General features: G+C 64.1%; 22 protein-coding genes and 1 tRNA gene. 6 read left to right on the forward strand and 17 right to left on the reverse strand.

The features are described 5' to 3' along the window. The gene (locus ACH488_RS06110; RefSeq protein WP_397322912.1) at nucleotides 1–3,396 is read right to left on the reverse strand and encodes a pyruvate carboxylase; all 3,396 of its coding nucleotides are present in this window, start codon (nucleotides 3,394–3,396) and stop codon (nucleotides 1–3) included. 307 nt (nucleotides 3,397–3,703) lie between these two features. Here ACH488_RS06110 and ACH488_RS06115 point away from each other — a divergent pair, with 307 nt between their 5' ends. After that, nucleotides 3,704–4,513 carry a ParA family protein gene (locus ACH488_RS06115; RefSeq protein ID WP_397322913.1) on the forward strand — a complete coding sequence of 270 codons (810 nt, stop codon included), beginning with the start codon at nucleotides 3,704–3,706 and terminating at the stop codon, nucleotides 4,511–4,513. Between the two features lie 101 nt (nucleotides 4,514–4,614). On the opposite strand, the gene ACH488_RS06120 is transcribed toward ACH488_RS06115, so the two are convergent. The 5 genes from ACH488_RS06120 to gcvH all read right to left on the reverse strand — a co-directional run bounded on the left by ACH488_RS06120 (nucleotide 4,615) and on the right by gcvH (nucleotide 7,689). Then, nucleotides 4,615–5,208, reverse strand: coding sequence for a MerR family transcriptional regulator (locus tag ACH488_RS06120; RefSeq protein ID WP_387438600.1), 594 nt, complete (start codon nucleotides 5,206–5,208; stop codon nucleotides 4,615–4,617). 236 nt (nucleotides 5,209–5,444) lie between these two features. After that, nucleotides 5,445–5,948, reverse strand: a complete 504-nt coding sequence (locus tag ACH488_RS06125; RefSeq protein ID WP_397322914.1) for a bifunctional nuclease family protein — start codon at nucleotides 5,946–5,948, stop codon at nucleotides 5,445–5,447. Then, the gene (locus tag ACH488_RS06130; protein WP_397322915.1) at nucleotides 5,948–6,664 is read right to left on the reverse strand and encodes a MerR family transcriptional regulator; all 717 of its coding nucleotides are present in this window, start codon (nucleotides 6,662–6,664) and stop codon (nucleotides 5,948–5,950) included. Before ACH488_RS06130 ends, ACH488_RS06125 begins: the two co-directional genes overlap by 1 nt. Nucleotides 6,665–6,687: 23 nt before the next feature. Further along, nucleotides 6,688–7,164, reverse strand: coding sequence for an FHA domain-containing protein (locus ACH488_RS06135; RefSeq protein WP_397322917.1), 477 nt, complete (start codon nucleotides 7,162–7,164; stop codon nucleotides 6,688–6,690). Nucleotides 7,165–7,302: 138 nt separating this feature from the next. Next, nucleotides 7,303–7,689, reverse strand: coding sequence for a glycine cleavage system protein GcvH (gene gcvH, locus ACH488_RS06140; protein WP_397322918.1), 387 nt, complete (start codon nucleotides 7,687–7,689; stop codon nucleotides 7,303–7,305). Nucleotides 7,690–7,806: 117 nt separating this feature from the next. On the opposite strand from gcvH, the gene ACH488_RS06145 reads away from it, so the two are divergent. Then, on the forward strand, nucleotides 7,807–8,397 hold the full coding sequence (locus ACH488_RS06145) for a hypothetical protein (RefSeq protein WP_397322919.1): 591 nt from the start codon (nucleotides 7,807–7,809) through the stop codon (nucleotides 8,395–8,397). Nucleotides 8,398–8,502: 105 nt separating this feature from the next. Here ACH488_RS06145 and ACH488_RS06150 read toward each other — a convergent pair whose 3' ends face one another. Beyond that, nucleotides 8,503–9,711 carry an MFS transporter gene (locus ACH488_RS06150; RefSeq protein WP_397322921.1) on the reverse strand — a complete coding sequence of 403 codons (1,209 nt, stop codon included), beginning with the start codon at nucleotides 9,709–9,711 and terminating at the stop codon, nucleotides 8,503–8,505. A 172-nt stretch (nucleotides 9,712–9,883) separates the two neighbouring features. On the opposite strand from ACH488_RS06150, the gene ACH488_RS06155 reads away from it, so the two are divergent. After that, nucleotides 9,884–10,330, forward strand: coding sequence for a MarR family winged helix-turn-helix transcriptional regulator (locus ACH488_RS06155; RefSeq protein ID WP_397322922.1), 447 nt, complete (start codon nucleotides 9,884–9,886; stop codon nucleotides 10,328–10,330). Between the two features lie 111 nt (nucleotides 10,331–10,441). Here the strand turns inward: ACH488_RS06155 and ACH488_RS06160 are convergent. The 10 genes from ACH488_RS06160 to ACH488_RS06205 form a co-directional block, all read right to left on the reverse strand. Continuing rightward, nucleotides 10,442–10,518 (reverse strand) — tRNA-Pro (locus tag ACH488_RS06160). Nucleotides 10,519–10,659: 141 nt separating this feature from the next. Beyond that, nucleotides 10,660–12,210: a ribosome biogenesis GTPase Der gene (der, locus tag ACH488_RS06165; protein ID WP_397322923.1), complete on the reverse strand. Its 1,551-nt coding sequence runs from the start codon at nucleotides 12,208–12,210 to the stop codon at nucleotides 10,660–10,662. A 12-nt stretch (nucleotides 12,211–12,222) separates the two neighbouring features. Further along, nucleotides 12,223–12,900, reverse strand: a complete 678-nt coding sequence (locus ACH488_RS06170) for a lysophospholipid acyltransferase family protein (protein WP_397322965.1) — start codon at nucleotides 12,898–12,900, stop codon at nucleotides 12,223–12,225. Nucleotides 12,901–12,964: 64 nt separating this feature from the next. Further along, nucleotides 12,965–13,678 (reverse strand): (d)CMP kinase, encoded by a 714-nt coding sequence (cmk, locus tag ACH488_RS06175; protein WP_397322924.1) that lies wholly within the window; start codon nucleotides 13,676–13,678, stop codon nucleotides 12,965–12,967. After that, the gene (locus tag ACH488_RS06180) at nucleotides 13,678–14,784 is read right to left on the reverse strand and encodes a prephenate dehydrogenase (RefSeq protein WP_397322925.1); all 1,107 of its coding nucleotides are present in this window, start codon (nucleotides 14,782–14,784) and stop codon (nucleotides 13,678–13,680) included. Before ACH488_RS06180 ends, cmk begins: the two co-directional genes overlap by 1 nt. A gap of 2 nt (nucleotides 14,785–14,786) precedes the next feature. Beyond that, nucleotides 14,787–15,998, reverse strand: coding sequence for a pseudouridine synthase (locus ACH488_RS06185; protein WP_397322927.1), 1,212 nt, complete (start codon nucleotides 15,996–15,998; stop codon nucleotides 14,787–14,789). Between the two features lie 134 nt (nucleotides 15,999–16,132). Then, nucleotides 16,133–16,789, reverse strand: a complete 657-nt coding sequence (locus ACH488_RS06190) for an SMC-Scp complex subunit ScpB (protein WP_397322928.1) — start codon at nucleotides 16,787–16,789, stop codon at nucleotides 16,133–16,135. Next, nucleotides 16,782–17,648 carry a segregation and condensation protein A gene (locus ACH488_RS06195; RefSeq protein WP_397322966.1) on the reverse strand — a complete coding sequence of 289 codons (867 nt, stop codon included), beginning with the start codon at nucleotides 17,646–17,648 and terminating at the stop codon, nucleotides 16,782–16,784. The genes ACH488_RS06190 and ACH488_RS06195 overlap by 8 nt, the downstream gene beginning before the upstream one ends. 38 nt (nucleotides 17,649–17,686) lie before the next feature. Beyond that, nucleotides 17,687–18,586, reverse strand: a complete 900-nt coding sequence (locus tag ACH488_RS06200; protein WP_397322929.1) for a ParA family protein — start codon at nucleotides 18,584–18,586, stop codon at nucleotides 17,687–17,689. A gap of 243 nt (nucleotides 18,587–18,829) precedes the next feature. Next, nucleotides 18,830–20,173 carry a cation:dicarboxylate symporter family transporter gene (locus ACH488_RS06205; RefSeq protein WP_397322931.1) on the reverse strand — a complete coding sequence of 448 codons (1,344 nt, stop codon included), beginning with the start codon at nucleotides 20,171–20,173 and terminating at the stop codon, nucleotides 18,830–18,832. Nucleotides 20,174–20,314: 141 nt separating this feature from the next. On the opposite strand from ACH488_RS06205, the gene ACH488_RS06210 reads away from it, so the two are divergent. From ACH488_RS06210 to ACH488_RS06220, 3 genes are all read left to right on the forward strand, one after another. Continuing rightward, complete coding sequence (locus ACH488_RS06210) at nucleotides 20,315–21,979, forward strand: ATP-binding protein (protein ID WP_397322932.1); 1,665 nt, start codon at nucleotides 20,315–20,317, stop codon at nucleotides 21,977–21,979. Then, nucleotides 21,976–22,689 carry a response regulator gene (locus ACH488_RS06215; RefSeq protein ID WP_397322933.1) on the forward strand — a complete coding sequence of 238 codons (714 nt, stop codon included), beginning with the start codon at nucleotides 21,976–21,978 and terminating at the stop codon, nucleotides 22,687–22,689. The genes ACH488_RS06210 and ACH488_RS06215 overlap by 4 nt, the downstream gene beginning before the upstream one ends. 76 nt (nucleotides 22,690–22,765) lie before the next feature. Continuing rightward, on the forward strand, nucleotides 22,766–23,407 hold the full coding sequence (locus ACH488_RS06220; protein ID WP_397322934.1) for a GntR family transcriptional regulator: 642 nt from the start codon (nucleotides 22,766–22,768) through the stop codon (nucleotides 23,405–23,407). Nucleotides 23,408–23,410 lie beyond the last annotated feature (3 nt).

Below are 23,410 nucleotides of genomic sequence, written 5' to 3' on the forward strand. Positions count from 1 at the left end.
CTAGCCGACCACGAGCAGCAAATCGCCGCCCTGGACCTGCTCCACCGCGGAGATGGCGAGGCGGGAAACCGTTCCTGCCACCGGTGTGGTGATAGACGCTTCCATCTTCATGGCTTCGATGGTGGCAACGGTATCGCCGGCCTTGACTTCGTCGCCAACCTTCACGGTCACCGTGACGGCACCTGCGAACGGCGCCGCGACCTGGCCCGGCTGGGCGGGATCGGCCTTCTCAGCGGCCTTGACGTTGCTCACCACGGAGCGGTCACGGACCACCACCGGGCGGGACTGTCCGTTGAGCGTGCACATCACCGTGCGCATGCCCTTTTCATCGGCTTCGGAAACAGCTTCCAGCTGCGCGATGAGCCGAACGCCCTTCTCCAGTTCGATGATGTGCTCAGCACCGCGCTGCAGGCCGTAAAGGTAGTCGCGCGTATCCAGGACAGAGATGTTGCCGTAGGTGTCAACGCTCTTCTGGTAGTCCTTGGTGGGACCGGCGAACAGGAGGCGGTTCAGCGTCTGCTGGCGCGTCTTGGAATCCGCCTTCAGCGCGGCGCTGTCCTCTGCGCTGATCTCAACGTCGCGGACCTTTACGCTGCGGCCCTGGAGGGCCTTGGTGCGGAACGGCTCGGGCCAGCCTCCGGGAGGATCACCGAGTTCGCCGGAGAGGAAGCCGATGACGGAATCCGGAATGTCGTAGTTCTGCGGGTTCTCGTTGAAGTCGGCCGGATCGGCGTTCAGTCCCACGAGGTGCAGGGCGAGGTCACCCACCACCTTGGACGACGGGGTCACCTTGACGAGGCGGCCAAGGATCCGGTCGGCAGCCGTGTACATGTCCTCGATGGCCTCGAACTGCTCACCGAGGCCCAGGGCGATGGCCTGCTGCCGAAGGTTGGAGAGCTGGCCACCGGGGATTTCGTGCTGGTAAACCCGGCCTGTCGGACCCGGAAGGCCGGACTCGAACGGCGCGTAGACACGGCGCACGGCTTCCCAGTACGGTTCGAAGGCCCCTACGTTCTCCAGGCTGAGGCCTGTGTCCCGCGGCGTATTGGCCAAGGCTGCCACGAGCGCCGAAGCTGCCGGCTGGCTCGTGGTACCGGCGAGGGAGGCAGCTGCGACGTCGACGGCGTCCACGCCGGCTTCGACGGCGGCGAGCAGCGTTGCAAGCTGTCCACCGGCGGTGTCGTGCGTGTGCAGGTGGACCGGGAGGTCGAACCGCTCGCGCAGCGCGGAAACCAGCTTGGCGGCGGCGGCCGGACGCAACAGGCCGGCCATGTCCTTGATCGCCAGGATGTGGGCACCGGCATCGACGATCTTCTGGGCGAGGTCCAGGTAGTAGTCGAGCGTGTACAGCTTCTCTTCGGGGTCAAGCAGGTTGCCGGTGTAGCAGAGGGCTACCTCGGCAACTGCCGTTCCCGTGGCACGGACGGCGCGGATAGCCGGAGCCATCTGGTTCACGTCGTTCAGGGCGTCGAAAATGCGGAAGATATCGATGCCGGTGGCAGCGGCTTCGTTGACGAACGCTTCCGTGACTTCTTCCGGGTACGGTGTGTAGCCAACGGTATTCCGGCCGCGGAGCAGCATCTGGATACAGGTGTTGGGCAATGCCTGACGCAAAGCAGCCAAGCGGTCCCAAGGGTCTTCGCCGAGGAAGCGAAGCGCGACGTCGTACGTGGCTCCACCCCAGGCTTCGACCGAAAGCAGTTCCGGCAGCAAAGCCGTGACCGCAGGGCCGGCAGCAACGAGATCGCGGGTGCGCACGCGGGTGGCCAGGAGGGACTGGTGGGCATCACGGAAGGTGGTGTCCGTGACGGCGAGGGCCTGCTGTTCGCGAAGGGCCTTGGCGAAGCCTTCCGGACCGAGTTCCTGGAGGCGCTGGCGTGAACCCGAGGTGGGCACCGGGCCATCGATAACCGGCAACTTGTCAGCCGGGTCCGACTGGACCGTCAGCTCACCGTTGGGCTTGTTAACCGTAACGTCTGCCAGCCAGGTCAAGAGCTTGGTGCCACGGTCTGCCGAAATGTGGGACTTGAGCAGTTCGGGGCGCTTGTCGATGAAGTCGGTGGCCACGTTGCCGGCGTTGAAGTCCGGGTCGGCCAGGACAGCCTGGAGGAACGGGATGTTGGTGGATACACCGCGGATACGGAATTCGGCGAGGCCGCGGCGGGCGCGGGCAACTGCGGCCGGGTAGTCGCGTCCGCGGCAGGTGAGCTTGACCAGCATCGAGTCGAAGTGGGGGCTGATCTCGGCACCGGAGTACACGGTACCGCCGTCGAGCCTGACACCGGCGCCACCGGCCGAACGGTAGCCGGTGATCTTTCCGACGTCGGGACGGAAACCGTTCGCGGGGTCTTCCGTGGTGATACGACACTGCAGTGCGGCACCCTTGATGGCGACGGTTTCCTGGCTCAGCCCAAGATCGGCAAGGGTCTCGCCGGAAGCAATGCGCATCTGGGCCTGGACCAGGTCCACGTCCGTGATCTCTTCGGTGACGGTGTGCTCAACCTGGATACGGGGGTTCATCTCGATGAACACATGCTGGCCTGCGCGGGCACCCTCGGTGTCTACCAGGAACTCGACGGTTCCGGCATTGACGTAGTTCAGCGCCTTCGCGAACGCCACGGCGTCGCGGTAAAGGGCCTGGCGTATGTTTTCGTCCAGGTTGGGCGCCGGAGCGATTTCCACAACCTTCTGGTGGCGGCGCTGGAGCGAACAGTCGCGCTCGAAGAGGTGCATCACGTTGCCCTCGGCGTCGGCAAGGATCTGCACCTCGATGTGGCGGGGACGCAGCACGGCCTGCTCAAGGAACATCGTGGGATCGCCGAAGGCCGCATCTGCCTCGCGCATGGCGGACTGCAGGGCTTCGGGGAGCGCTTCGCGGGTCTCGACCCGACGCATGCCGCGGCCACCACCACCGGCAACGGCCTTGGCGAAAATGGGGAATCCGATCTCATCCGCTGCGGCGATCAGCTCGTCCAGGTCCTTGGAAGGCTTGCTCGACTTCAAGACGGGAACGCCGGCCTTGCGGGCAGCCTCCAGGGCGGCAACCTTGTTGCCTGCCAGCTCGAGCACCTCGGCGGGCGGGCCCACGAAGGTGATGCCCTGGGCCGCTGCCGCGCGGGCGAGGTCCGGGTTCTCGGACAGGAAACCGTAACCGGGGTAAATGGCGTCGGCGCCGGCTTCCTTGGCGACGCGGACAACCTCCTCAACGTCCAGGTAGGCGCGGACCGGGTGGCCCACCTCGCCGATCAGGTAGGCCTCGTCAGCCTTCTGCCTGTGGATCGAGTTACGATCCTCGTGCGGGAAGACGGCAACGGTTTTTGCGCCTAGTTCATAACCAGCGCGAAACGCCCTAATCGCGATTTCTCCGCGATTGGCCACCAGAATTTTCGAAAACATACTTCTCCTGCATCATTGCGGGTGGATCGGTCGGTGGTCACAGTGTGTAGTGCCGCCAGCATCAAACACAAATCTTTGTGGCAACCATCACAACAGTATTCGTCATGTGCGCTGTATATGGGTACGGAGGACCATAAGGCGTGATATGTCAGGCCCTCCCCAGCAGTCCCCCGGGCGCGTAGAAAGCGGGATTCGGGGGCCGTGCACCATATGATGTTCAAGGGGCTTCGGCAAGTCCCGGGCTCCAGCTCTGCAGGAGCGGAAAACAGCGCGATACGGCAACCGGCGTTAGGTTTTGGGTTTTCAAGTGCAAGTAGTCAGCATCAGCAGCCTTAAAGGCGGCGTGGGAAAGACGTCCGTGACCACCGGCCTCGCCTCGGCGGCCCTCGCAGCAGGAATTTCCACCTTGGTGGTGGACCTCGATCCCCACGCTGATGCCACCACCGCCCTTGGCGTCCAGCCCAACGGAAAGCTGGACATCGGCCGGATGCTCAAGAGCCCGCGCAAGGCCAAGCTCCCCGAGAACGTCTCCGGCAGCAGCTGGGTTTCCAATGGTTCCAGCAACGGCACCCTGGACGTCGCCGTCGGCTCGGCACTGACCGGCATCTATGACCGGCCGGACCTTGGCCGCAGGGACCTTCGCCGCCTCTCCGCCGTCCTCGCGGGGACCAGCAGCTATGACCTGGTCCTGGTGGACTGCCCGCCTTCACTCAACGGACTGACCCGCATGGCCTGGAGCGCCAGCGATCGCGTGGTACTCGTGGCGGAGCCCGGACTCTTCTCGGTTGCGGGAACCGAGCGGACCATGCGCGCCATCCAGTTGTTCAAGCAGGAATTCGCACCGAACCTGGCCCCGGCGGGCATCGTTGCCAACCGCGTACGCACCGGCTCCACGGAACACGCGTTCAGGCTTGCCGAAATGGAATCCATGTTCGGGGAACTCCTGCTCAGCCCGCACATTCCGGAACAGGCAAACTGGCAGCAGATCCAGGGTGCAGCCCATTCGGTGCATCATTGGCCCGGCGACTCGGCCAAGAACTCCGCCAAGCTTTTCGACGCCTTGCTGCAGAACCTCATCACTGCTCCATCGGCTTCCCAGGCTCGCCGCCAAGGCTGAGCCACCCGCTGGACCGACGCGAAGAAGCCGCCTCCCTCTGCGGGAGGCGGCTTCTTTCGGTGCTGCTTAAAGTTTCGGTACTGCTTAAGTCCAGGCGCGGCTTAGCCGATCTTGCGGGCTACGCGTCGCTTGCTGAGTTCGTCGTCCGGAAAGGATTGTTCGGCGGCATGCTCACTCGGAAGGGCGGCGAGGCTCCCCTCGACCTCGCGCCATACGCGGCCCACGGCGATGCCGAAGACGCCTTGGCCACCTTGCACCAGGTCAATGACTTCATCCGCGGACGTACATTCGTAGACGCTGGCGCCATCGCTCATGAGCGTAATCTGTGCCAGGTCTTCCACACCGCGTTCCCGCAGGTGCTCCACGGCACTCCGGATTTGCTGCAGCGAGACTCCGGTGTCCAACAACCGCTTGACGACCTTGAGGACCAGGATGTCGCGGAATCCGTAAAGGCGCTGGGAACCGGAACCGGCGGCGCCGCGGACAGCGGGTTCAACCAAGCCGGTGCGTGCCCAGTAGTCGAGTTGGCGGTACGTGATTCCCGCGGCCTTGCATGCGGTGGGGCCGCGGTAGCCTGCGTCCTCGTCCAGCACTGGAAGGTCCTCCGTAAAGAGCAAACCTTGGGCGCCGGATGCGGGCGCAGCAATGCCGGTCGAGGCCTGCTTCAGCTCGCCTGCTTCGCCTTTCGGACTCACGTGACCTCCTTGTTGACAGTTCCCTTGGGGACGGTGCACAGCACTGAAACACAACGCTGAAAATCAGCCGTGTAATTCCCACAAGTCCGCACCTTCCAGTGTGACTTGCGCCGGCAGTGTATGCAACGGGAACTTGATACTTCGACGTTAGGCCGGTAAAGGCCCTAGGTCAAAGACGTTGGCCGCGAAAAAAGGCGTGTCGAAACTTTCACCCTCAACTTTAGGCTTAGGGTGGCTCAACCTTCGAAATCCTCAGGCTCCACGTCGTCCAGAAACTCGCGGAAGCGGCGCATCTCGCGTTCTTCGTCCACGCTGGGATCCGGCTCGGAGTCTTCGCCCTCGTCGTGTTCAGTGATGCGGACGCCAGCCTCCTCCATGACTGCGTCGGCGCACCAGATGCGGCACTTTGCCCGCAAAGCCAAGGCCAGGGCATCCGACGCCCGCGAACTCACCACGGTGCCGTCGTCGAACTGCAGTTGGCCGTAGAAGATGTTGTCCTCGACCGCAACGATGTTGACGCTGATGATCGAGTGGCCCAGGGACTCAACAACGTCGATCAGGAGATCGTGCGTCATGGGGCGTGGCGGAACCACGCCCTGCTGGGCGAGGGCGATGGCGCTGGCCTCGGGAGTGCCGATCCAAATGGGAACATGCCGCTCCCCCTTGAGTTCCCGGAGCAGGACCAAGGGCTGGTTGGAGGGCAGCTCAATGCGAACGCCGACAATTTCTACTTCGATCATCAGGAGTCCATCCGTGAGATGCGGTGGTGGACCAGCGCCCGGTGCAAGGTGAGGCAGAGGTCGCTGATTTCGCGCGCGGCTTCGGCCGCCCGGGCCTGCGACGCAGCATCCTTCCGCGACGTCAGCGGCGCCACGGCCCTTTCCACCAGGCCAAACTCGCGGTCGGCGGCGGCCTGGAACGGCCGCAAGTGCCGGGGCTCCAGGCCGTGGACTTCCAGCTGGACACAGGCACGGGCAACCTGGAGGGCGTGTTCGTCGAACTTGCCGCCAATGTGGCTGATCAGCCCGAAACTCAGCAGGGACTCCAGCAAGGGCACGCTCGCACCCGACTCGGCTCGAAGCTGTTCGTCCGTCAGCGTCCGGGCACGGCCATGGACCTCGGCAGCCATCTCGGCAGTAACTGCCCGGGGCGTGACCGAGACTCCAGGCGGGAGATTGTCCGGGCGCTCCCCACGGTCGATCGCATCCAGGTAATCCTTGATCACCTTCAGAGGCAAGTATTGGTCGCGCTGGAGGGCCAGGACGAACCGCAGGCGTTCCACATCGCTGTCCGCGTACTGCCGGTAACCGGCCGGCGTGCGCTTGGGATTGATGAGGCCCTTTTCCTCAAGGAAGCGGATCTTGGACGCGGTCATCCCGGGGAAATCGTCGCTCAGTTGAGCCAGGACTTCCCCGATGTTCAGGACCTGCGGTCCGCGACGTTCCGGCTGGGCCATTGCCACAGGCAGGTACCCCGGGGTCAGGCTTGGCCCGCCGGGCGGCCAGGGCTCAGGTAGTAGGTCAGCCGGAACTTGCCGATCTGCACTTCGTTGCCGCTCTTGAGTTGCACCCGGTCCACACGGTCGTGGTTGACGTACGTGCCGTTCAGGCTTCCCATGTCCACCAGTTCGAAGCCGGCGGAAGTGCGGTGAAATTCGACGTGCTTGCGTGAGACTGTGACGTCGTCCAGGAAGATGTCAGCATCAGGGTGCCGGCCGGCCGTGGTGGTATCTGCGTCCAGCAGGAACCGCGCTCCGGCGTTGGGGCCACTGTGGGCAATGAGCAGCGCGGAGTCCGGCGGCAGCGCGTCAACCGACGCGCGCTCTTCCGGTGCAAGCTTGGGAGCAATGCTGGGCTCATCCCACGTTGGCGTGATGCTGATCGAGGTGGTCTCCGACGTGGGCTGTTCCTCCGCGCCGTTCCCTACATTGGCTTGGTTCTTGTCGCCGCCAACCATGGAATTTCCTCCTCATCCGCCGGCATTCCAAAACCTGCCGGCCACATCCACCTCCCGGTACCGCCGGGCAAATCGGTTGCTGGCCCGCCTTCCCGTAACTTCCCGCAGGGGAAATACAGCCGGGCGGGCCAGATAACTTTAGCCTACCTGTTGTTCGTACTCCGATGCACTGAGCAGGGAATCCACTGCGTCAGCATCGGCGAGTTTGACTTCAAAAAGCCAGCCCTCGCCGTAAGGATCGGAGTTGATAAGGGCAGGATCCTGGTCCAAGGCGTCATTCCTGTTGATGACTTCGCCGCTGACCGGGGCATAGATATCGCTGACGCTCTTGGTCGATTCAACCTCGCCCACAACATCATTTCCGGTGATCTTGGTTCCCGGTTCCGGCATCTGGGCATAGACCACATCGCCCAGGGCATCCTGGGCAAAATCCGTGATGCCTACACGGACAACTCCGTCGCCGTCCGGCGCCGAAACCCATTCGTGTTCTGCGGTATAGGAAAGATCGGCTGGAATATTGCTCATGGGTCGCCTTTCATCGGGACTTTATTGGACCTCGACGGCGGCCCGGGCATCCGGCCACCGCTGAAAGTATAGGCATAATTCCGTTACGCCCTGTGAGGTCTCTGCCATGATTGACCCATGACTGAACAAGCACAAGTACCACCCGGGAAAAAGGGCAATTGGGGCGTCAAAATAATCCTGGTCATTGTGGCATTGCTTGTTGCTGTGGCAACCTACTTTGTTTTGGGCGCAATACTCCCCCGCTGGTGGTCGGACGTCATCGCAGGACAAATTCGGCGCGACCTTGGTGCCAGCGTCCTGGTGGGCATGTTCTACGGATTCGTCTTCACCTTCGTTCCCCTGGTGATTGCCTGGCAAGCCACGCACAAGGCAGTAAAGTGGCCCCTCAAGATCGTCATCCTCCTGTTGGCGGTAGCGGTGGCAACGCCCAACCTCCTGACGGCGGGAATCGTGTTCGGCTCCAGCGAATCCGCCCACGCAGGCCAACGCACCCTCAGCGTGGATGCCGGCTTCTTCACCACATGGACGGCGATCTCCGCAGTGGCGGCCGCGGTCATCTTCGCCACAGTCACCATTCTTTGGACCGTGTGGCGTCGCCGTGGCAAGCAAATGAAGGCACTCAAGCAAGCCGAACTGGAACGCGCACGTTCCGCCAAGGCCGCACCTTCGACGGAAGACGCAGGGAACGGGACGCCCGCTGGACCGTAAGCCCAGGCAATCTGCGCCCTGGAGTCTGGCCCGGCGCCAACTGAGCATGAAGAAGCCCGCCCCGGATAAATATCCGCGGCGGGCTTTTCCATGCTGCCGTCAGCGTCAGGCGACGGTGGCCGCCCGGGGTTCGCGTTCGACGTCGGACGCCTGCTTTGGCGCCGAAGCATCCTTGCGCTTGGCCCCCACAGCGGCCGCCGCCATGACAAGGAGGGCTGCCACCGTGATCCCCGCCCCGACCCAAATGGGCGATGTGTAGCCGAGGCCTGCGCTGATGGTCACGCCGCCGAGCCAGGCACCGAGGGCGTTGCCAAGGTTGAACGCACCAATGTTGGCCCCGGACGCCAGGGTGGGAGCCGACGTGGCGAAATGCATGACGCGCATCTGGAGCCCGGGAACCGTGGCGAAGCCAAAGCCTCCCATGAGCGCAAGCGAGACGAGGGTGGCAATGCTGCTGGAAGCCGTCAGGGCGAAGAACACCAGGACAAGCACCAAGCCACCGAGGATCACCATCAGGGATGCATCGAGGGCCTTGTCTGCCGCCTTGCCGCCCAGGAAGTTGCCCACGAACAGTCCGGCACCGAACAGCACCAGGAGCCACGGAACCGAACTTGCCGCGAACCCGGAGACCTCGGTCAGGGTGAAGGCAATGTAGGTGAACGCACCGAACATGCCGCCGAATCCGAGGATGGTCACCACAATGGAAAGCCACACCTGGCCGGAGCGGAAGGCCCCGATTTCGGTTCGCAGGCTCTTGGCGGCTTCGGCACTGGCCTTGGGCACCATGAGGGCAATGCCTGCCAAGGCAATGACCCCAATGACGGTAATGGCCCAGAAGGTGGAGCGCCAGCCAAAGTTCTGGCCGAGCAGGGTGCCGAACGGCACTCCCAGGACGTTCGCCGCGGTGAGGCCGGTGAACATGATGGCGATTGCTCCGGCCTTTTTGTGGGCGGGAACCAGGCTCGCGGCTACCACCGAACCGATGCCAAAGAACGCTCCATGGCACAGCGCGGCAATGATCCGGCCAACCAGCATGGCGCTGTAGGTTTCTGACACCGCCGACAGGAAGTTGCCAACAATGAAGAGGACCAGGAGGCCCATGAGCACGGGCTTTCGGGGAAGCCTGGTCACAGCCGCCGTCACCAGGAGAGCGCCGACGGTGACGCTTAAGGCGTAGCCGGAGATGAACCAGCCGGCCGACGCTTCGCTGACGCGGAAATCGGCCGCTACTTCGGGCAAGAGGCCCATGATGACGAATTCGGTCAATCCGATACCGAAACCGCCCAGGGCAAGGGCAATCAACCCTGCAGGCATGTGGAGAGCTCCTTCAATGGGGTGGTCCCCTGGAGTGGAAGTGCGCCGCCGGGAACCGTAGAATAATAGTTGCAGACGCTTTATATATAGTTGCACACGCTAGATAATTGCGCAAGCAACTACTTTACGCAGTCTGCAATCGGACCACCACCAAGTCAGGAGCACAGCAGACATGGGCATCAAGGATGACGCCGTAGAGGTACGGGCACAGGGATGGCGCACGCTTGCCGCCCTGCACGGGAGCATCGAGGCCGAACTGGAGAAGGCACTCCAGGCCTCCAGCGAGCTCTCGGTGGTGGAGTACACGGTCCTTGACGCGCTGAGCCGGCAAGACGGCTGGCACATGCGCATGCAGCAACTCGCCCGCGCCACGGCACTTTCCAGCAGCGCTACTACCCGGCTGGTGAACCGTTTGGAGGATCGCGGGCTCCTCACCCGCATCCTCTGTGCCGATGACCGCCGCGGGATCTACACGGAACTGACAGTGGCCGGACAAAAGCTGCTCGTGGATGCCAAGCCCGTCCATGACGAGACGTTGGCATCAGCACTGGCTGCGGCCGAACGGGTTCCGGAACTCGAGCCGCTGGTGCGGGCGCTCGGCGCTTTGCAGGCAGTCTGACGCGCACATTCCCAGGGGTGGCCTGGCGCCCGCCGGGCCACCGAAGGATAAGCCGCACGACTTAACGACCAAAGGCCGGAGTCCCGTGTTTCCACGGGACTCCGGCCTTTATGGTCGGGCTGACAGGATTTGAACCTGCGACCCCTTGACCCCCAGTCAAGTGCGCTACCAAGCTGCGCTACAGCCCGCTGGTTCCACCGTTCTCCGCCACGGTATTCCTCCGAAGATTCCTACCTAAGCAGTCCGGCCGAACCACCTCCAAAAGCTTACACGAAGTTGGAGGCCGCTCATGCCATCAGAGCCAAAGTTGGCTGTGATGCGCGTCTCATTTACTTTTTCCGGCCGCGCTTCTCGCGAACGCGCATGTTGACCTCGATGGGCGTGCCCTCGAAGCCGAACGTTTCGCGCAGGCGCCGGGTGATGAAGCGGCGGTATCCGGGGTCCAGGAAGCCGGTGGTGAACAACACGAACTTCGGCGGCCTGCTGGAGGCCTGGGTGCCGAAGAGGATGCGCGGCTGCTTTCCGCCACGGACAGGGTGCGGGTGGGCTGCCACGAGTTCACCCAGGAACGCGTTGAGGCGCCCGGTGGGAATACGGCGGTCCCAGCTCTCCAGCGCCTTGTCCAGCGCAGGAACCAAACGGTCCTTGTGCCAGCCGGTCTTGGCGGAGATGTTCACGCGGGGTGCCCATTCAACGTGTGCCAGGTCCTGTTCGATTTCGCGTTCCAGATAACGCCGACGCTCATCGTCCAGGAGGTCCCACTTATTGAAGGCCAGGACCAGCGCACGGCCGGATTCAATGGCCAATTGCAGGATGCGGACGTCCTGCTCGCTGAGGACCTCGTCCACGGCGAGGAGCACGACGGCGACCTCCGCCTTCTCGAGCGCGGACTGCGTTCGCAGCGAGGCGTAGAAGTCCGCGCCTTGGGCCATGTGCTGGCGGCGGCGGATACCGGCGGTGTCCACGAAGCGCCACGTGCGGTCGCCGAGTTCGATGAACTCGTCCACAGGGTCACGCGTGGTTCCTGCCAGCGGGTCCACCACAACACGCTCCGAACCAGCGAGCTTGTTCAACAGCGAGGACTTGCCGACGTTCGGGCGACCGATGAGTGCGATGCGGCGCGGGCCACCGGACCGCTCGACGCCTTCCACCTGCGAGAACTCCGGCAAGGTGTCGATGACATGGTCCAGGAGGTCGGCGACCCCGCGGCCGTGCAGGGCCGAGACCGGATATGGCTGGCCGAAACCAAGGCCCCACAACGAGGCGGAGTCGGCTTCCTGCGCAAAGTCGTCCACCTTGTTGGCCACCATGATGACCGGCTTCTTGCTCTTGCGAAGCATCTTCATGACGCCTTCGTCCGTGGCGGTGGCGCCAACGGCGGAGTCCACGACGAACAGCACGGCGTCGGCAAGCTCGACGGCCATCTCGGCTTGGTCGGCCACGCGGGCGTGGATGCCCTTGGCGTCGTGCTCCCACCCGCCGGTATCCACCAGCGTGAAGTTCTTGCCGTTCCAGCGGGCCGAGTACATCACACGGTCGCGGGTGACACCCGGGGTGTCCTCCACCACGGCTTCACGACGGCCCAGGATTCGGTTGACCAGGGTGGACTTGCCAACATTGGGACGGCCGATGATGGCCAGGACCGGATCCAGCTTGAGCGGACCCTCGTCGCCTTCGTCCTCGTAGTCGCCGCTAAGGAGGGCAGCATCGTCTTCGTCGAGCTCGTAATCATCGAGTCCGGCACGAAGGGTGGCGGCCCGGAGCTCCGCTTCCTCGTCGTCCAAGGCAGCCAGATTTTCAGCCACCTGGTCGGTGCCGGTGGGCGTGTATTCGTCGTCGCCGGCACCATGGTGGCCGGATTTTTGAGTCGTATCGCTCATTGCACTTTTCCTTCAGTGGTGGTCTGCCGGGGTTCCGGCTACTTCGATGTGGCGGTGGTGTTGGTCCGGTTCAGGGGCCGCTTCCCGGGGAAGGGCCTGCCCGGTCTTCCGGACGGCATCCTGGACGTGTGCTGCCAGGGCATCGCGGATTGCCGTCGCCGCCCTGTCCATTGAAACACGCCCCGATTCGCCCTTCCGGCGCTGCACCGTCAGGGGTTCGCCGAAGCTGACGTACAGCTTCCTGCGCAGGCGGGGAATATGGTCGCGATGCTCGCCTGGGTGTCGCGTACCAAGGATGGCCACGGGAATTACCGTGGCACCGGAGTTGACCGCCAGCCAGGCAACCCCGCCGCTGATGGTTTCGGCGGCACCGGTCCCCCGTGTCCCTTCCGGCAGGATGCCGACGCAACGGCCGGCGTCGAGCAGTTCCTTGCCCAGGTGCAGGGCGGCACGGTCGCCGCTGCGGTCCACCGGGATCTGGCCCGAAGCCGTCAGGGCCCTGCCCAGGAAACCCTTGAACATCTCCTTCTTGACCATGATGTGCATGGGCCGTGGCGCGACACCGTACATGACGGGGCCGTCCAGGAAGCTGATGTGGTTCGCAGCAAAAATGACCGGACCGGCGGCAGGGATATTGCTCTTGCCCGTCACCGAGGTCCTGTAGAGAACGTGATCCAGGAACCACCCGATGGGACGGCTCCAGAAACGGTTCCAGGATGCCGGGAGCCGCTGCTGTCCCGTTAGCCCTTTCTGCTCAGTCGCCATAGATGACCTTGCTGACAATCGCCAACGCGGTTTGGACGGTTTCCTCAAAGTCTAGGTCCGAGGAATCCAGGGTCACCACACCATCGGCGGCCTGGGTGAAGTTGACCACCGTGGAATCCTTCGCATCGCGCTGGATCACCTGCGCGGCGAGTTGTTCCTTGGTCTGGGTGCCGCCCAACTGGATTCGACGACGGCGGAGCCTGGCTTCCTCGCTGGCGGTCAGGAGCATGCGCACTTCGGCACCGGGCGCGACGACCGTGGTGATGTCGCGGCCTTCCACCACCATGCGGTGATGGTGCTGGTCGATCAGTTGCCGCTGCCGGCGGATCAGTTCCGTCCTGGCACCCAAGGTGGTGGCCACGGCACTGACGGACGAGGAAATCCGGGGATCCCTGATTTCCTCCGTCACGTCCGTTCCGTCCACGGCCACGTACTCGTTCGAGGCGCTGGTGCTGATTTCCAACGGCATGGTCTTGGAAGCAAGTTCAACGGCGGCGCCATCGTGCAGGTCCACCCCGGTCTTGAGGCAGTACCAGGTCAACGCGCGGTACATGGCGCCCGTGTCCAGGTAGGCCAGCTTCAGCCGCTTGGCCACTTCCTTGCTGACACTCGATTTGCCCGATCCGGAGGGACCGTCGATCGCTATCACGAGCGGCTTGCCGGGACGGGCAACCGTCTCCGGGCCAAAGAATTCACGCGTCATTACTGGAGTACCCGCCATCCACGATCGGTCAATGCTTCAACAAGGAGGTCGTGCTTGCTGGGCAGGACGGAGATTTCCACCATGCCCACGTTCTGTCCCGACGAATGGTCCAGCCGAAGGTCTTCCAGGTTGACGCCGATCTCGCCGATCTCGGTGAGGAGCTGCGCGATCTGGCCCGGCCTGTCATCGACCAGGATGGTCAACCAGGAATATGCCTGCGGCGGGCCGCCGTGCTTCCCCGGAATCCGGGCCTGCCCCGCGTTGCCTTCGCTGATCAGTTGGGCAAGGTCAAGCCTGGCACCAGGGGCGAACGGATCCTCCAAGGTGCCGATCAGCCGGTTGAGGTCCTCGCGGACGCCGTGGAGAATGTCCACGACCTTCTCCGCATTTCCACCGAGGATCTGGACCCAAAGGGTGGGATCGCTTGCTGCGATACGCGTGGTGTCCCGCAGGCCGTTACCGGCAAGGGACAGCGCATGGAGCGGCGTCCCCTGGAGCCGGCTGGCCAACAGTGAGGACATGATCTGCGGCAAGTGCGACACCAGGGCCACAGCCTCATCATGTTCATCGGCGCTGAACTGGGAAACGAATGCGCCCAGGTCCCCCGCCAGCGAGCGTGCTGCCTGGCGTGCCTCGTCCGCAGTTTCTTCGGACGGGCAGATAACCCACGGCATGGACGTGAACAACTCGCCCCTGGCTGCCACGGGTCCGGACTTCTCCCGGCCTGCCATCGGGTGGGTGCCCACATAGCGGGACATATCCACGCCTCGCGAACGCAAGTCGGCCTGGATGCCAGCTTTAACGCTGGCAATGTCGACGACCACGGCTTCCGGGTAATCAGCCAGCGCCTTTTCGACGACGTCTGCCGTGACATCCGGGGGTGCCGCCACAACCACAAGCTGCGGCTGGGCATCCAGCTCGTCAAGCGGACGACCCGCGCCAATGTCCACGGCCACAGCCTGGTTGGTGGGCGAGGTGTCGAACAGGAAAACCGGGACGCCGCGCCCACGCAGGCCAAGGCCGATGCTGGCACCGAGCAGGCCCGTACCAAGTACCACGACGGGGCCATCCAGATGGCCCCGTCCGTGCGTGCGGAATGCCGACATGCCTAGAGTCCCACGGCGGCCATCAGGTGGCCGATTTCCTGCTTGCCGAGGTTGCGGATGCTGCCCTGACGCTGGTCGCCCAGGCCAATCGGTCCGACCTTGACGCGGACCAGCCGCTGCACCGGGAAGCCGACGGCGTCGAACATACGGCGCACGATCCGGTTCTTGCCCGAGTGCAGGACGACCTCGATCAGCACGTGGCCGGGAGTGGAGTCCACCAAGCGGAAGGAGTCCACCGCGGCCACGCCGTCCTCGAGCTCCACACCGGACTTGAGCTGGGCGCCGACGCCCTGCGGGAACGGTCCACGGACCTGGACGAGGTACGTCTTAGGCACCTCATACGAAGGATGGGTCAAGCGGTTGGCAAGTTCGCCGTCGTTGGTCAACAACAGCAAACCCTCAGTGGCGACGTCCAGGCGGCCCACGTGGAACAGGCGTTCGCCCTTGTTCTTGTTGGTCTTGAGGAAATCGCTGATGCAGGGACGGCCCTCGGGGTCTTCCATGGTGGACACGACGCCCTTGGGCTTGTTGAAGACCATGTAGACGAGCGTCTCGTCCAACTGGATACGGATACCGTCGACGTGGATGACGGCCGACTTGGGGTCCACGCGCATCCCCAGCTCAGTGGTCACCTGGCCATCGACTTCGACGCGGCCTTCGAGGATCATCTCCTCGCAGACACGACGGGAGGCGACGCCGGCCTGCGCCATGACCTTCTGCAGGCGCACGCCATCGACGTCGTGCAGGTCCGACTGCGGAACGTCCTGGCGTGGACCGCGGTTGCGGCCCGGCTTGCGGACGGGGCCAAGGTTCTGGCCGAAACGCTCGCTGCCGAAGGCCTTGGAGCCGTACTGCTTGGCGTTGCCGGGCTTCGGCTTGGGCTTGAGGGCGCCGGGCGTGCCGGGTGCCTTGCCGTATCCCGGCTTGTTGGAACCGGGCTTGCGGAAGGGTTTGGCGGGCTTCGCCGCCTGGCCCCGACCGCCGGCCGTCGTGGGGTTGTCGGGGTCGAAAGGAGCCGCTTCCCGCGGCTTTGCGGCCTTGAACGGCCGGCCCTCGCCCTGCTTGAAGGTGCGCTTTCCAGCGCCGGCACCGCCGCCGCGGCCAGCAAAGCCGCCGGCGTTGGAGCGTCCTGCGCCGCCCCTTGCCTCATTGCGTCCGGAGTTGTTGCGTCCCGAACCGTTACGTGGTGAACCCTGGCGTCCCGCCTGTGTCATGACCCGTCCTTGTGTAGTATTGGCCGGCCTTCCGTGCTGCAATCAACACTAGCCAGCCTGGCAGGCAATCGCCTGCCCCTGCTGCTGCGGCACGCCCTGCGCGCCGTGAACCAATATGTACTTGTGCCGAATGGTTACATCCGGCTTGCGTCGTAATACTCGTCGATCCCTTCGAGGCCGGGGAGGTGCGGTGACAGTTGCGGCAAGTCCGCGACTGAACCGATGCCCATCCGTTCCAGGAAATATGAGGTTGTCCGGTACAGGATTGCCCCGGACTCGGGATCGTTCCCGGCGTCTTCGATCAATCCACGCTGGGTCAGTGTCCTGACGACGGAATCGACGTTAACGCCGCGAATTGCGGACACCCTGGCCCTTGAGACCGGCTGGCGGTAGGCAATGACCGCCAAAGTCTCCAGTGCTGCCTGGGTCAGCCTGGTGGTTTGGCCCTCAAGGACGAACCTGCCAACGATGTGGGCGAAATCCGGCCGCGAGTAGATCCGCCAACCACCGGCGATGTTCCGCAATTCAAAACCCCGGGGTGCGTTGCTGGCAGCGGCAAAGCCTTCAGCATCCACGTCCGGGGCTTTAACAGTATAGCCGCTATACTCGCGCCGGAGTTCCTGCAGCAAATCGTCGACGACGGCGACGGTCACGTTCAGTCCCGCGGCCAGCTCCTCCGCGGTGGCCGGCTCATCGATGACCATCAACACAGCTTCCAAGGCGGCCTTTGCGCCGCCGGGGAGCGCCTCAAGTTCGGCCAGGCCGTCCGTTCCTGCCGGCTGCTCAGTCATCTGCGGCTCCATCTCCCAGGTCCTCGTACTCTTCGCTCAGGTTTGAGCTGTCCCACTCTGCGTCGCTTCCAGTCCATCGGACCAACAACTGGGCCAAGGGAACGGGCTGCTCAAACGCGACCACACGGTCACGGAACATCTCGAGCAGGGCCAGGAAGCGGGCAACCACCACCAGGGTGCTCTCGGCGTCTGCGATCAGCACCTGGAACGTCAGCGGCGCTCCCAACTGCAGACGGTAGCCGAGGATCTCAGCTTGCTGCTTCACGCTGACGGGTGGGGCATGCAGGTGGCCCAGGCCTACTTCGGTGGGCGGGGCGTCTTTGGGTTTGAGCGCCTTGGCGGCAAGTTCGGCAAATTGATCCGGGGTGTGACGCCACACGAGCTCCGGCAACAACGCTGCAAAATGACCCTCCAGGGCCACGTGCCGCGGGAACCTGCGGCCTTCCTCTTCCAACTGGTTGCCGAGGAGCCCCGCCACTTCCTTGAAGGCCTTGTATTGCAACAACCGGGCGAACAGGAGGTCACGGGCTTCCAGCAGCGCAATGTCCTCGTCGTCTTCCACCTCGCCGGCGGGCAGGAGGCGGGCAGCCTTCAGATCAAGCAGGGTGGCCGCAATGACCAGGAACTCGCTGGCTTCGTCCAGCGCCCAGTCCTCCCCCAGTTCCTGCAACCTGCGGATGTACTTGATGAACTCGTCCGTCACCGTTGCGAGGGCCACCTCAGTGATGTCCATCTTGTGCTTGGCGATCAGGCCGAGCAGCAGGTCGAAAGGGCCTGTAAAGTTGGCCAGCCGTACCTCAAAGCCGCCCTTTGACGCTTCGGAGGTGCCGGCGTCGGGCGTTGAAACGGAGGAGTCCACCGCGAGCGGCGGGGCAGAGGGCGATCCCACGCCGACGGCTACGGCGCGCCGCCGCGCGAGATCAGTTCCTTCGCGAGCCGTCGGTAGGCGTCCGCACCGACGTGGTTGCCCGCGTAACTCGTGATGGGCTCGGCGGCAACGGTGGCGTCCGCGAACTTAATGGAACGCTTGATGACGGTCTCGAACACTTTGTCCCCGAAGGCCTCCACCAGGCGGGAGATGACCTCGCGGCTGTGCAGGGTGCGGGCGTCGTACATGGTGGCCAGGACGCCGTCCACTTGCAGGCGCGGGTTCAGGCGGTCCTGCACCTTCTCGATGGTTTCCACCAGGAGGGCGACAGCGCGCAGGGCAAAGAACTCACAGATCAGCGGGATGATGACACCGTGCGCGGCAGTCAGCGCGTTGACGGTCAGCAGGCCCAGCGACGGCTGGCAGTCGATCAGGACCACATCGTATTCGTCCTCGACACTCTTGAGGGCACGGTCCAGTACTTGCTCGCGGGCCACCTCATTGACGAGTTGCACCTCGGCGGCGGACAAGTCGATGTTGGCCGGCAGGAGGTCCACGCCCTCCACGCCGGTCTGGTGGATGGCTTCGCGGATGCTCACCTTCCGGTCCATCAGCACGTTGTAGACGGTGAGGTCCAATTCATGGGGGTTGACGCCCAACCCGGCCGACAATGCGCCCTGCGGGTCGAAGTCCACCAACAGCACGCGGCGGCCGTACTCGGCGAGCGCGGCAGCAAGGTTGATGGTGGACGTGGTCTTGCCCACTCCGCCCTTCTGGTTGACCATGGCGATGACTCTCGCCGGGCCGTGCGAAGCAAGCGGAGCCGGTTCCGGGAAGTCGCGGTGCGGGCGGCCCGTGGGCCCCATGATTGCGTCTTCCAGATCGAGCTCGGTGCCTGCCAGGGTTGCTGTTCCCCGTTCGATGCTCACGTATCCAACCACTCTTTCGACGACGATCTTCCCGGCCGCCGGTCCCGTGGGACCAGCACTGCTACCCACCTAGGCTACAGCGACCGACACGGTATTCCGGGGAACTTGACATTGCCCGGCCTTTGAGCCTTTACCCTCTAGTAGAGGTGGAAGGTTTGGGATTTTCCTGCTCCCCGCGCACGAAAGAAGGCCGGCGCCCCTGCGGGCACCGGCCTTCAGACGGGCTTGGGATTCGGTGGAGGACTAGACGGTTGCCTTCTCGCGGGCGTCGGCCTCGGGAGTCTCGGCCACCTCGTCATGGGCCAGCATGGTCTGCTCGTCGAAGGGCGAGTTGCCGGACAGCACCTGGTTGACCTGGTTGGTGTCGATTTCCTTGACCCATGTACCGATCAGGACCGTTGCCACGGCGTTGCCGGTGAAGTTGGTCAGCGCCCGTGCCTCGGACATGAAGCGGTCGATACCGACGATCATGCCCACACCACCCAGCAGTTCCGGCTTGTGTGCCTGCAGCCCGGCGGCCAGCGTGGCCAAGCCTGCACCGGTGACGCCTGCCGCGCCCTTGGAAGCGATGATCATGAAGACCAGGAGGGAGATCTGGGCGCCCAGGTCAAGCGGCGTACCCATGGCGTTGGCAACGAACAGGGAGGCCATGGTCAGGTAGATGGCCGTGCCGTCCAGGTTGAAGGAGTAGCCGGTGGGGACAGTCACGCCTACCACGGGCTTGGAAACACCCAGGTGTTCCATCTTGGCGATGAGGCGCGGCAGCGCAGCTTCGGAGGAGGAGGTGGAGAAGATCAGCAGGTATTCGCGGGCCAGGTACTTCATCAGCTTGAAGATGTTCACGCCGGCAACCGCACGGAGCAGGGTGCCGAGGATGACCACGATGAACAGGATGCAGGTGATGTAGAAAGCGATCATCAGGGTGAACATGCTGAGGATTGCCTGCGCACCTGTTGCGCCAACGACGGCGGCAATGGCACCGAACGCACCTACCGGGGCGAGCCACATGATCATGATCAGGATGCGGAACACGAGGCGCTGCCCGTGGCCGATGGCCGCGAGGATCGGCTGGCCCTGCTTGCCCATCTTCTGGAGCGCGAAGCCCACCAGGATGGCAGCCAGCAAGGTGGGAAGCACCGGAATGTCACCGGGAATGATGCCGAGCAGGAAGTCCACCGTGCTGTCCGTGGCGGCCTTCTTGTTGGGGTCGTAGGGGGTCAGCTTGAGGCCCTCGCCCGGGTGGATGAGGTTACCGACCACCAGGCCAATGGCGAGCGCGAACGTGGACATGGCCACGAAGTACCCCAGGGCGAGTCCGCCCACCTTGCCCACCGTGGCGGCCTTGGCAATGGAGCCGATGCCCAGGACGATGGTGCAGAAGATGACGGGTGCGATCATCATCTTGATCAGCTTGATGAAGCCATCGCCGAGCGGCTTGAGCGACTTGCCGACTTCGGGGAACACCAGGCCAACAACGGCACCGAGCACGACTGCGAGAATGACAGCGATGTACAGGTAGTGCGACTTGTCGAGCCCCTTGCGCCCGCCGGTGGCGGCCAATGCCGACTCTCCTCGTTGAGAGGTCATGGGAATCTCCTTCTGGATACTGTGTAAGGCGCTGCGGTCCTGCACTTGTGTCCACTCCGCTGCCCTTGTGTGATATCCATCATTCAGCCGCTGGTGACATACATCACCGTTGCGGTCATATTGGTCATGGGAGGCCCACACGTGTTTCATAGCTGGAGCATTGCCCGCAGGTTGTTCGTGGCGAACCTGCTGTTCGTCATTGTGCTGACGGCGGCTTTCGGCGCTTTCTCTGTGGCCGAGGCCAGGAACCGGGCCTACGATGACGCGGGCAGCCGGATGCAGGCGATCGTCGCCTCCATTGCCAACAACCCCTTGGTCCTGCAGGCTGCCTCCAGCCCCGATCCTTCCGCCACCCTGCAGCCCTATGCCTTGAAGGTTAGGGACACTGCGGATGCGGATTTCATCACGATCATGGCCCCGGACAGGACCCGGTGGACCCACCCCCGGCCCGAGGAACTGGGCAAGCCCTACATTGGAACCATCGAGCCGGCCCTGCAAGGCCAAACGTTTACCGAAGTAACTGCGGGAACCTTGGGCCCCTCGGTCCGGACCATCGCCCCGGTCAAGGACGCGGCCGGGTCCGTCAAAGCCCTGGTGGCGGCCGGCATCACGGTGCGCACAGTGGACACGGATCTCGCTGAACGGCTGACCGTGATCGGCGCCATCGCCTTGGGAGTCCTCTTCTTTGGTTCCGTGGCGTCCTGGTTGCTGGGACGATACCTGCGCTCCGTCACGCGTGGATGGGGACCCGAGCAACTGGCCCAGCTGTTTGCCTACTACGAATCGGTCCTGCACTCGGTGCGTGAGGGCCTCATCCTCATCGACACGCGCGGCAACGCCGTCATGTACAACGACCAGGCAGCCGAATTGCTGGGCCTGGAGCCGACCGAAGCGGACCGCTCCCCCGACCAGGCACCACGGCTCGCCGAGCTTCCCTTCGACGGCAGCCTGCGCGCCCTGTTTGAGTCCGGCCGGCCGGCACACGACGAGATCCATCTGACGGGTTCCCGGATCCTGGTGGTAAACCAGGCCCCGGCCGTTGGTCCCGTCCCACCCAGGAGCCGCCAGAAACCCGCGGTCTACGGCACCGTGGCCACCATCCGCGACCGTACCGAGATCGAAGCCCTGGGCACGGAACTGGAAACCATGAAGACCCTCTCCGACGCCCTGCGAGCGCAGACCCATGAACACGCCAACCGCCTGCACATGATCGTCTCCCTCCTGGAGCTCGGCCGCACGCCCCAGGCGCTTGAGTTTGCCACGAAGGACCTTGAGCTGAGCCAGCAGCTGACGGACGACATGCTGGCCGCTGTGGACGAACCAGTGATGAGCGCCCTGGTGATGGGCAAGGCCGCCGAGGCCCACGAACGCGGCGTGGAACTGAAGGTCCGGACATCCGGAACCGCGGGCGTTCGCGGACTGGAAATCCAGGACCTGGTGACCATCGTGGGAAACCTGCTGGACAACGCCATCGACGCAGCGGCAGCCGGCGGGCTCCCCCGCTCGGTGGAACTTGAGGTGCTGACCGGGAGTGCCGCCGTCGAGTTCGTGGTCCGGGACTCGGGTGCAGGGATCGATCCGGCTTCGATCGACGACGTCCTGCAGTACGGCTACAGCACCAAGTCATCGACGGGCGATCCGCGCGGCAGCCATGGCCGGGGCGTCGGGCTGGCACTGGTGCGGCAAGCGATCCAGAGGCTCAACGGTACGATGTCCATCGATAATCCGGGGACAACAGACAACCCGGGCGGCGCGCAGTTCCATATTGTACTGCCCACAACGGCTCCCGGGGAAGGGAAGGCATGACAGATATCCGCGTCCTGGTGGTCGAGGACGAACCGATCGCTTCCGATGCCCATTCGGTCTATGTGGGGAGGATCGAGGGCTTCACCGTGGTTGGTACCGCCCCCGACGGCCAATCGGCCCTCCGCCTCCTGGGCGAATTCGCCGCTTCCGGCTCACCTGTGGACCTGGTGTTACTGGACATGAACCTCCCCGACCTCCATGGACTGGACGTGGCCCGACGCATGCGGTCCGCTGGAATCCTTGCGGACATCATCGCCATTACGGCCGTCCGCGAACTCAGCATTGTCCGGAGCGCGGTGTCAATCGGTGTGGTGCAGTACCTCATCAAGCCGTTCACGTACGCCACCTTCGCGGACAAGCTCACCAGCTACAGGGCATTCCGCGACCAATTGGCCGGTTCCGCCACAGGGACCCCCGGCGCGGGCGCCTCGCAGAGCGATGTGGACCAGGCCTTCGCCAGCCTTCGCGCCCCCACGGACCTGCCCCTGCCCAAGGGGCTTTCCCCCTCCACACTGGAGGCAGTCAAGGACCTGGTACGCACCCGCGAACTCCCGGTATCCGCCAGCGAAGTCATGGAAGCAGTGGGAATGTCCCGCGTGACGGCCCGTCGCTACCTGGAGTACCTGGCCGACGCAGGCACCGTCACCCGGACCCCGCGGTACGGAACCCCCGGGCGACCGGAGAACGAATACGGATGGCGTCGCAGCTGACCGCTTCTGTATACATGTGAGGCACAAATACCGTGCATCGTGGAGTATTTGCAGTTCTTTGTATACACTGGCACTCATGCGCGCCAGTGACCGGGCTTACACCGCCCTCCGTGAGGACATCATCGAATGGCGCCTTCGTCCGGGTACTGTCCTTGCAGAAGTAGAGCAGTCCGAACGCCTCGGCGTCTCCAGGACGCCGGTCAGGGAAGCCCTCGGCCGGCTCACCGCTGAGGGACTGACGACGGCGGCAGGCGGCCGGGGCGTCGTGGTCACCGACATCTCCCTCGACAGCATCGATGAGCTCTTCGAACTGCGTGAAACCTTGGAAGTCAGGGCCGCAGCCTTGGCCGCGGAACGCGGCGATCCCGGCATTTTCAGTGAGCTGCAGGCACAACTGGACCGCGCGCCAGGACTGCTCCGGGAGTCGGACCCGGCACGGCACGACTACTACGCACTCGTGGGGCGCCTGGACGACGCCATCGATGCCGCTGTTGCCAACACCTACCTAGCCCAAGCCATGCGGGGCCTCCGCGTCCATCTGGTCCGTATCCGGCGACTCGCAGTCGATGACTCCGCCCGCCTCGCCGCCGCGGCCGCGGAACATGCAGCCATCGCCGAAGCAATAGCCGCCGGGAACCCACGGTTGGCCGAAGCCGCCACGATCGTCCACCTGCACCGCAGCCTCACCCACGTCAAAGCCGCACATCCGGCCCAGTGAACC

Source organism: Paenarthrobacter sp. NPDC018779 (genome assembly GCF_044391085.1).
In the GTDB taxonomy this organism is placed as follows: Bacteria; Actinomycetota; Actinomycetes; order Actinomycetales; family Micrococcaceae; genus Arthrobacter.

What these genes read in the sequence shown, in the direction of transcription:
- ACH488_RS06110 (WP_397322912.1), bottom strand. Translation starts at nt 3,396, where the DNA reads ATGTTTTCGAAAATTCTGGTGGCCAATCGCGGAGAAATCGCGATTAGG.
- ACH488_RS06125 (WP_397322914.1), bottom strand. Translation starts at nt 5,948, where the DNA reads ATGATCGAAGTAGAAATTGTCGGCGTTCGCATTGAGCTGCCCTCCAAC.
- ACH488_RS06130 (WP_397322915.1), bottom strand. Translation starts at nt 6,664, where the DNA reads ATGGCCCAGCCGGAACGTCGCGGACCGCAGGTCCTGAACATCGGGGAA.
- ACH488_RS06135 (WP_397322917.1), bottom strand. Translation starts at nt 7,164, where the DNA reads ATGGTTGGCGGCGACAAGAACCAAGCCAATGTAGGGAACGGCGCGGAG.
- gcvH (WP_397322918.1), bottom strand. Translation starts at nt 7,689, where the DNA reads ATGAGCAATATTCCAGCCGATCTTTCCTATACCGCAGAACACGAATGG.
- ACH488_RS06145 (WP_397322919.1), top strand. Translation starts at nt 7,807, where the DNA reads ATGACTGAACAAGCACAAGTACCACCCGGGAAAAAGGGCAATTGGGGC.
- ACH488_RS06150 (WP_397322921.1), bottom strand. Translation starts at nt 9,711, where the DNA reads ATGCCTGCAGGGTTGATTGCCCTTGCCCTGGGCGGTTTCGGTATCGGA.
- ACH488_RS06155 (WP_397322922.1), top strand. Translation starts at nt 9,884, where the DNA reads ATGGGCATCAAGGATGACGCCGTAGAGGTACGGGCACAGGGATGGCGC.
- der (WP_397322923.1), bottom strand. Translation starts at nt 12,210, where the DNA reads ATGAGCGATACGACTCAAAAATCCGGCCACCATGGTGCCGGCGACGAC.
- cmk (WP_397322924.1), bottom strand. Translation starts at nt 13,678, where the DNA reads ATGACGCGTGAATTCTTTGGCCCGGAGACGGTTGCCCGTCCCGGCAAG.
- ACH488_RS06180 (WP_397322925.1), bottom strand. Translation starts at nt 14,784, where the DNA reads ATGTCGGCATTCCGCACGCACGGACGGGGCCATCTGGATGGCCCCGTC.
- ACH488_RS06185 (WP_397322927.1), bottom strand. Translation starts at nt 15,998, where the DNA reads ATGACACAGGCGGGACGCCAGGGTTCACCACGTAACGGTTCGGGACGC.
- ACH488_RS06190 (WP_397322928.1), bottom strand. Translation starts at nt 16,789, where the DNA reads ATGACTGAGCAGCCGGCAGGAACGGACGGCCTGGCCGAACTTGAGGCG.
- ACH488_RS06205 (WP_397322931.1), bottom strand. Translation starts at nt 20,173, where the DNA reads ATGACCTCTCAACGAGGAGAGTCGGCATTGGCCGCCACCGGCGGGCGC.
- ACH488_RS06215 (WP_397322933.1), top strand. Translation starts at nt 21,976, where the DNA reads ATGACAGATATCCGCGTCCTGGTGGTCGAGGACGAACCGATCGCTTCC.
- ACH488_RS06220 (WP_397322934.1), top strand. Translation starts at nt 22,766, where the DNA reads ATGCGCGCCAGTGACCGGGCTTACACCGCCCTCCGTGAGGACATCATC.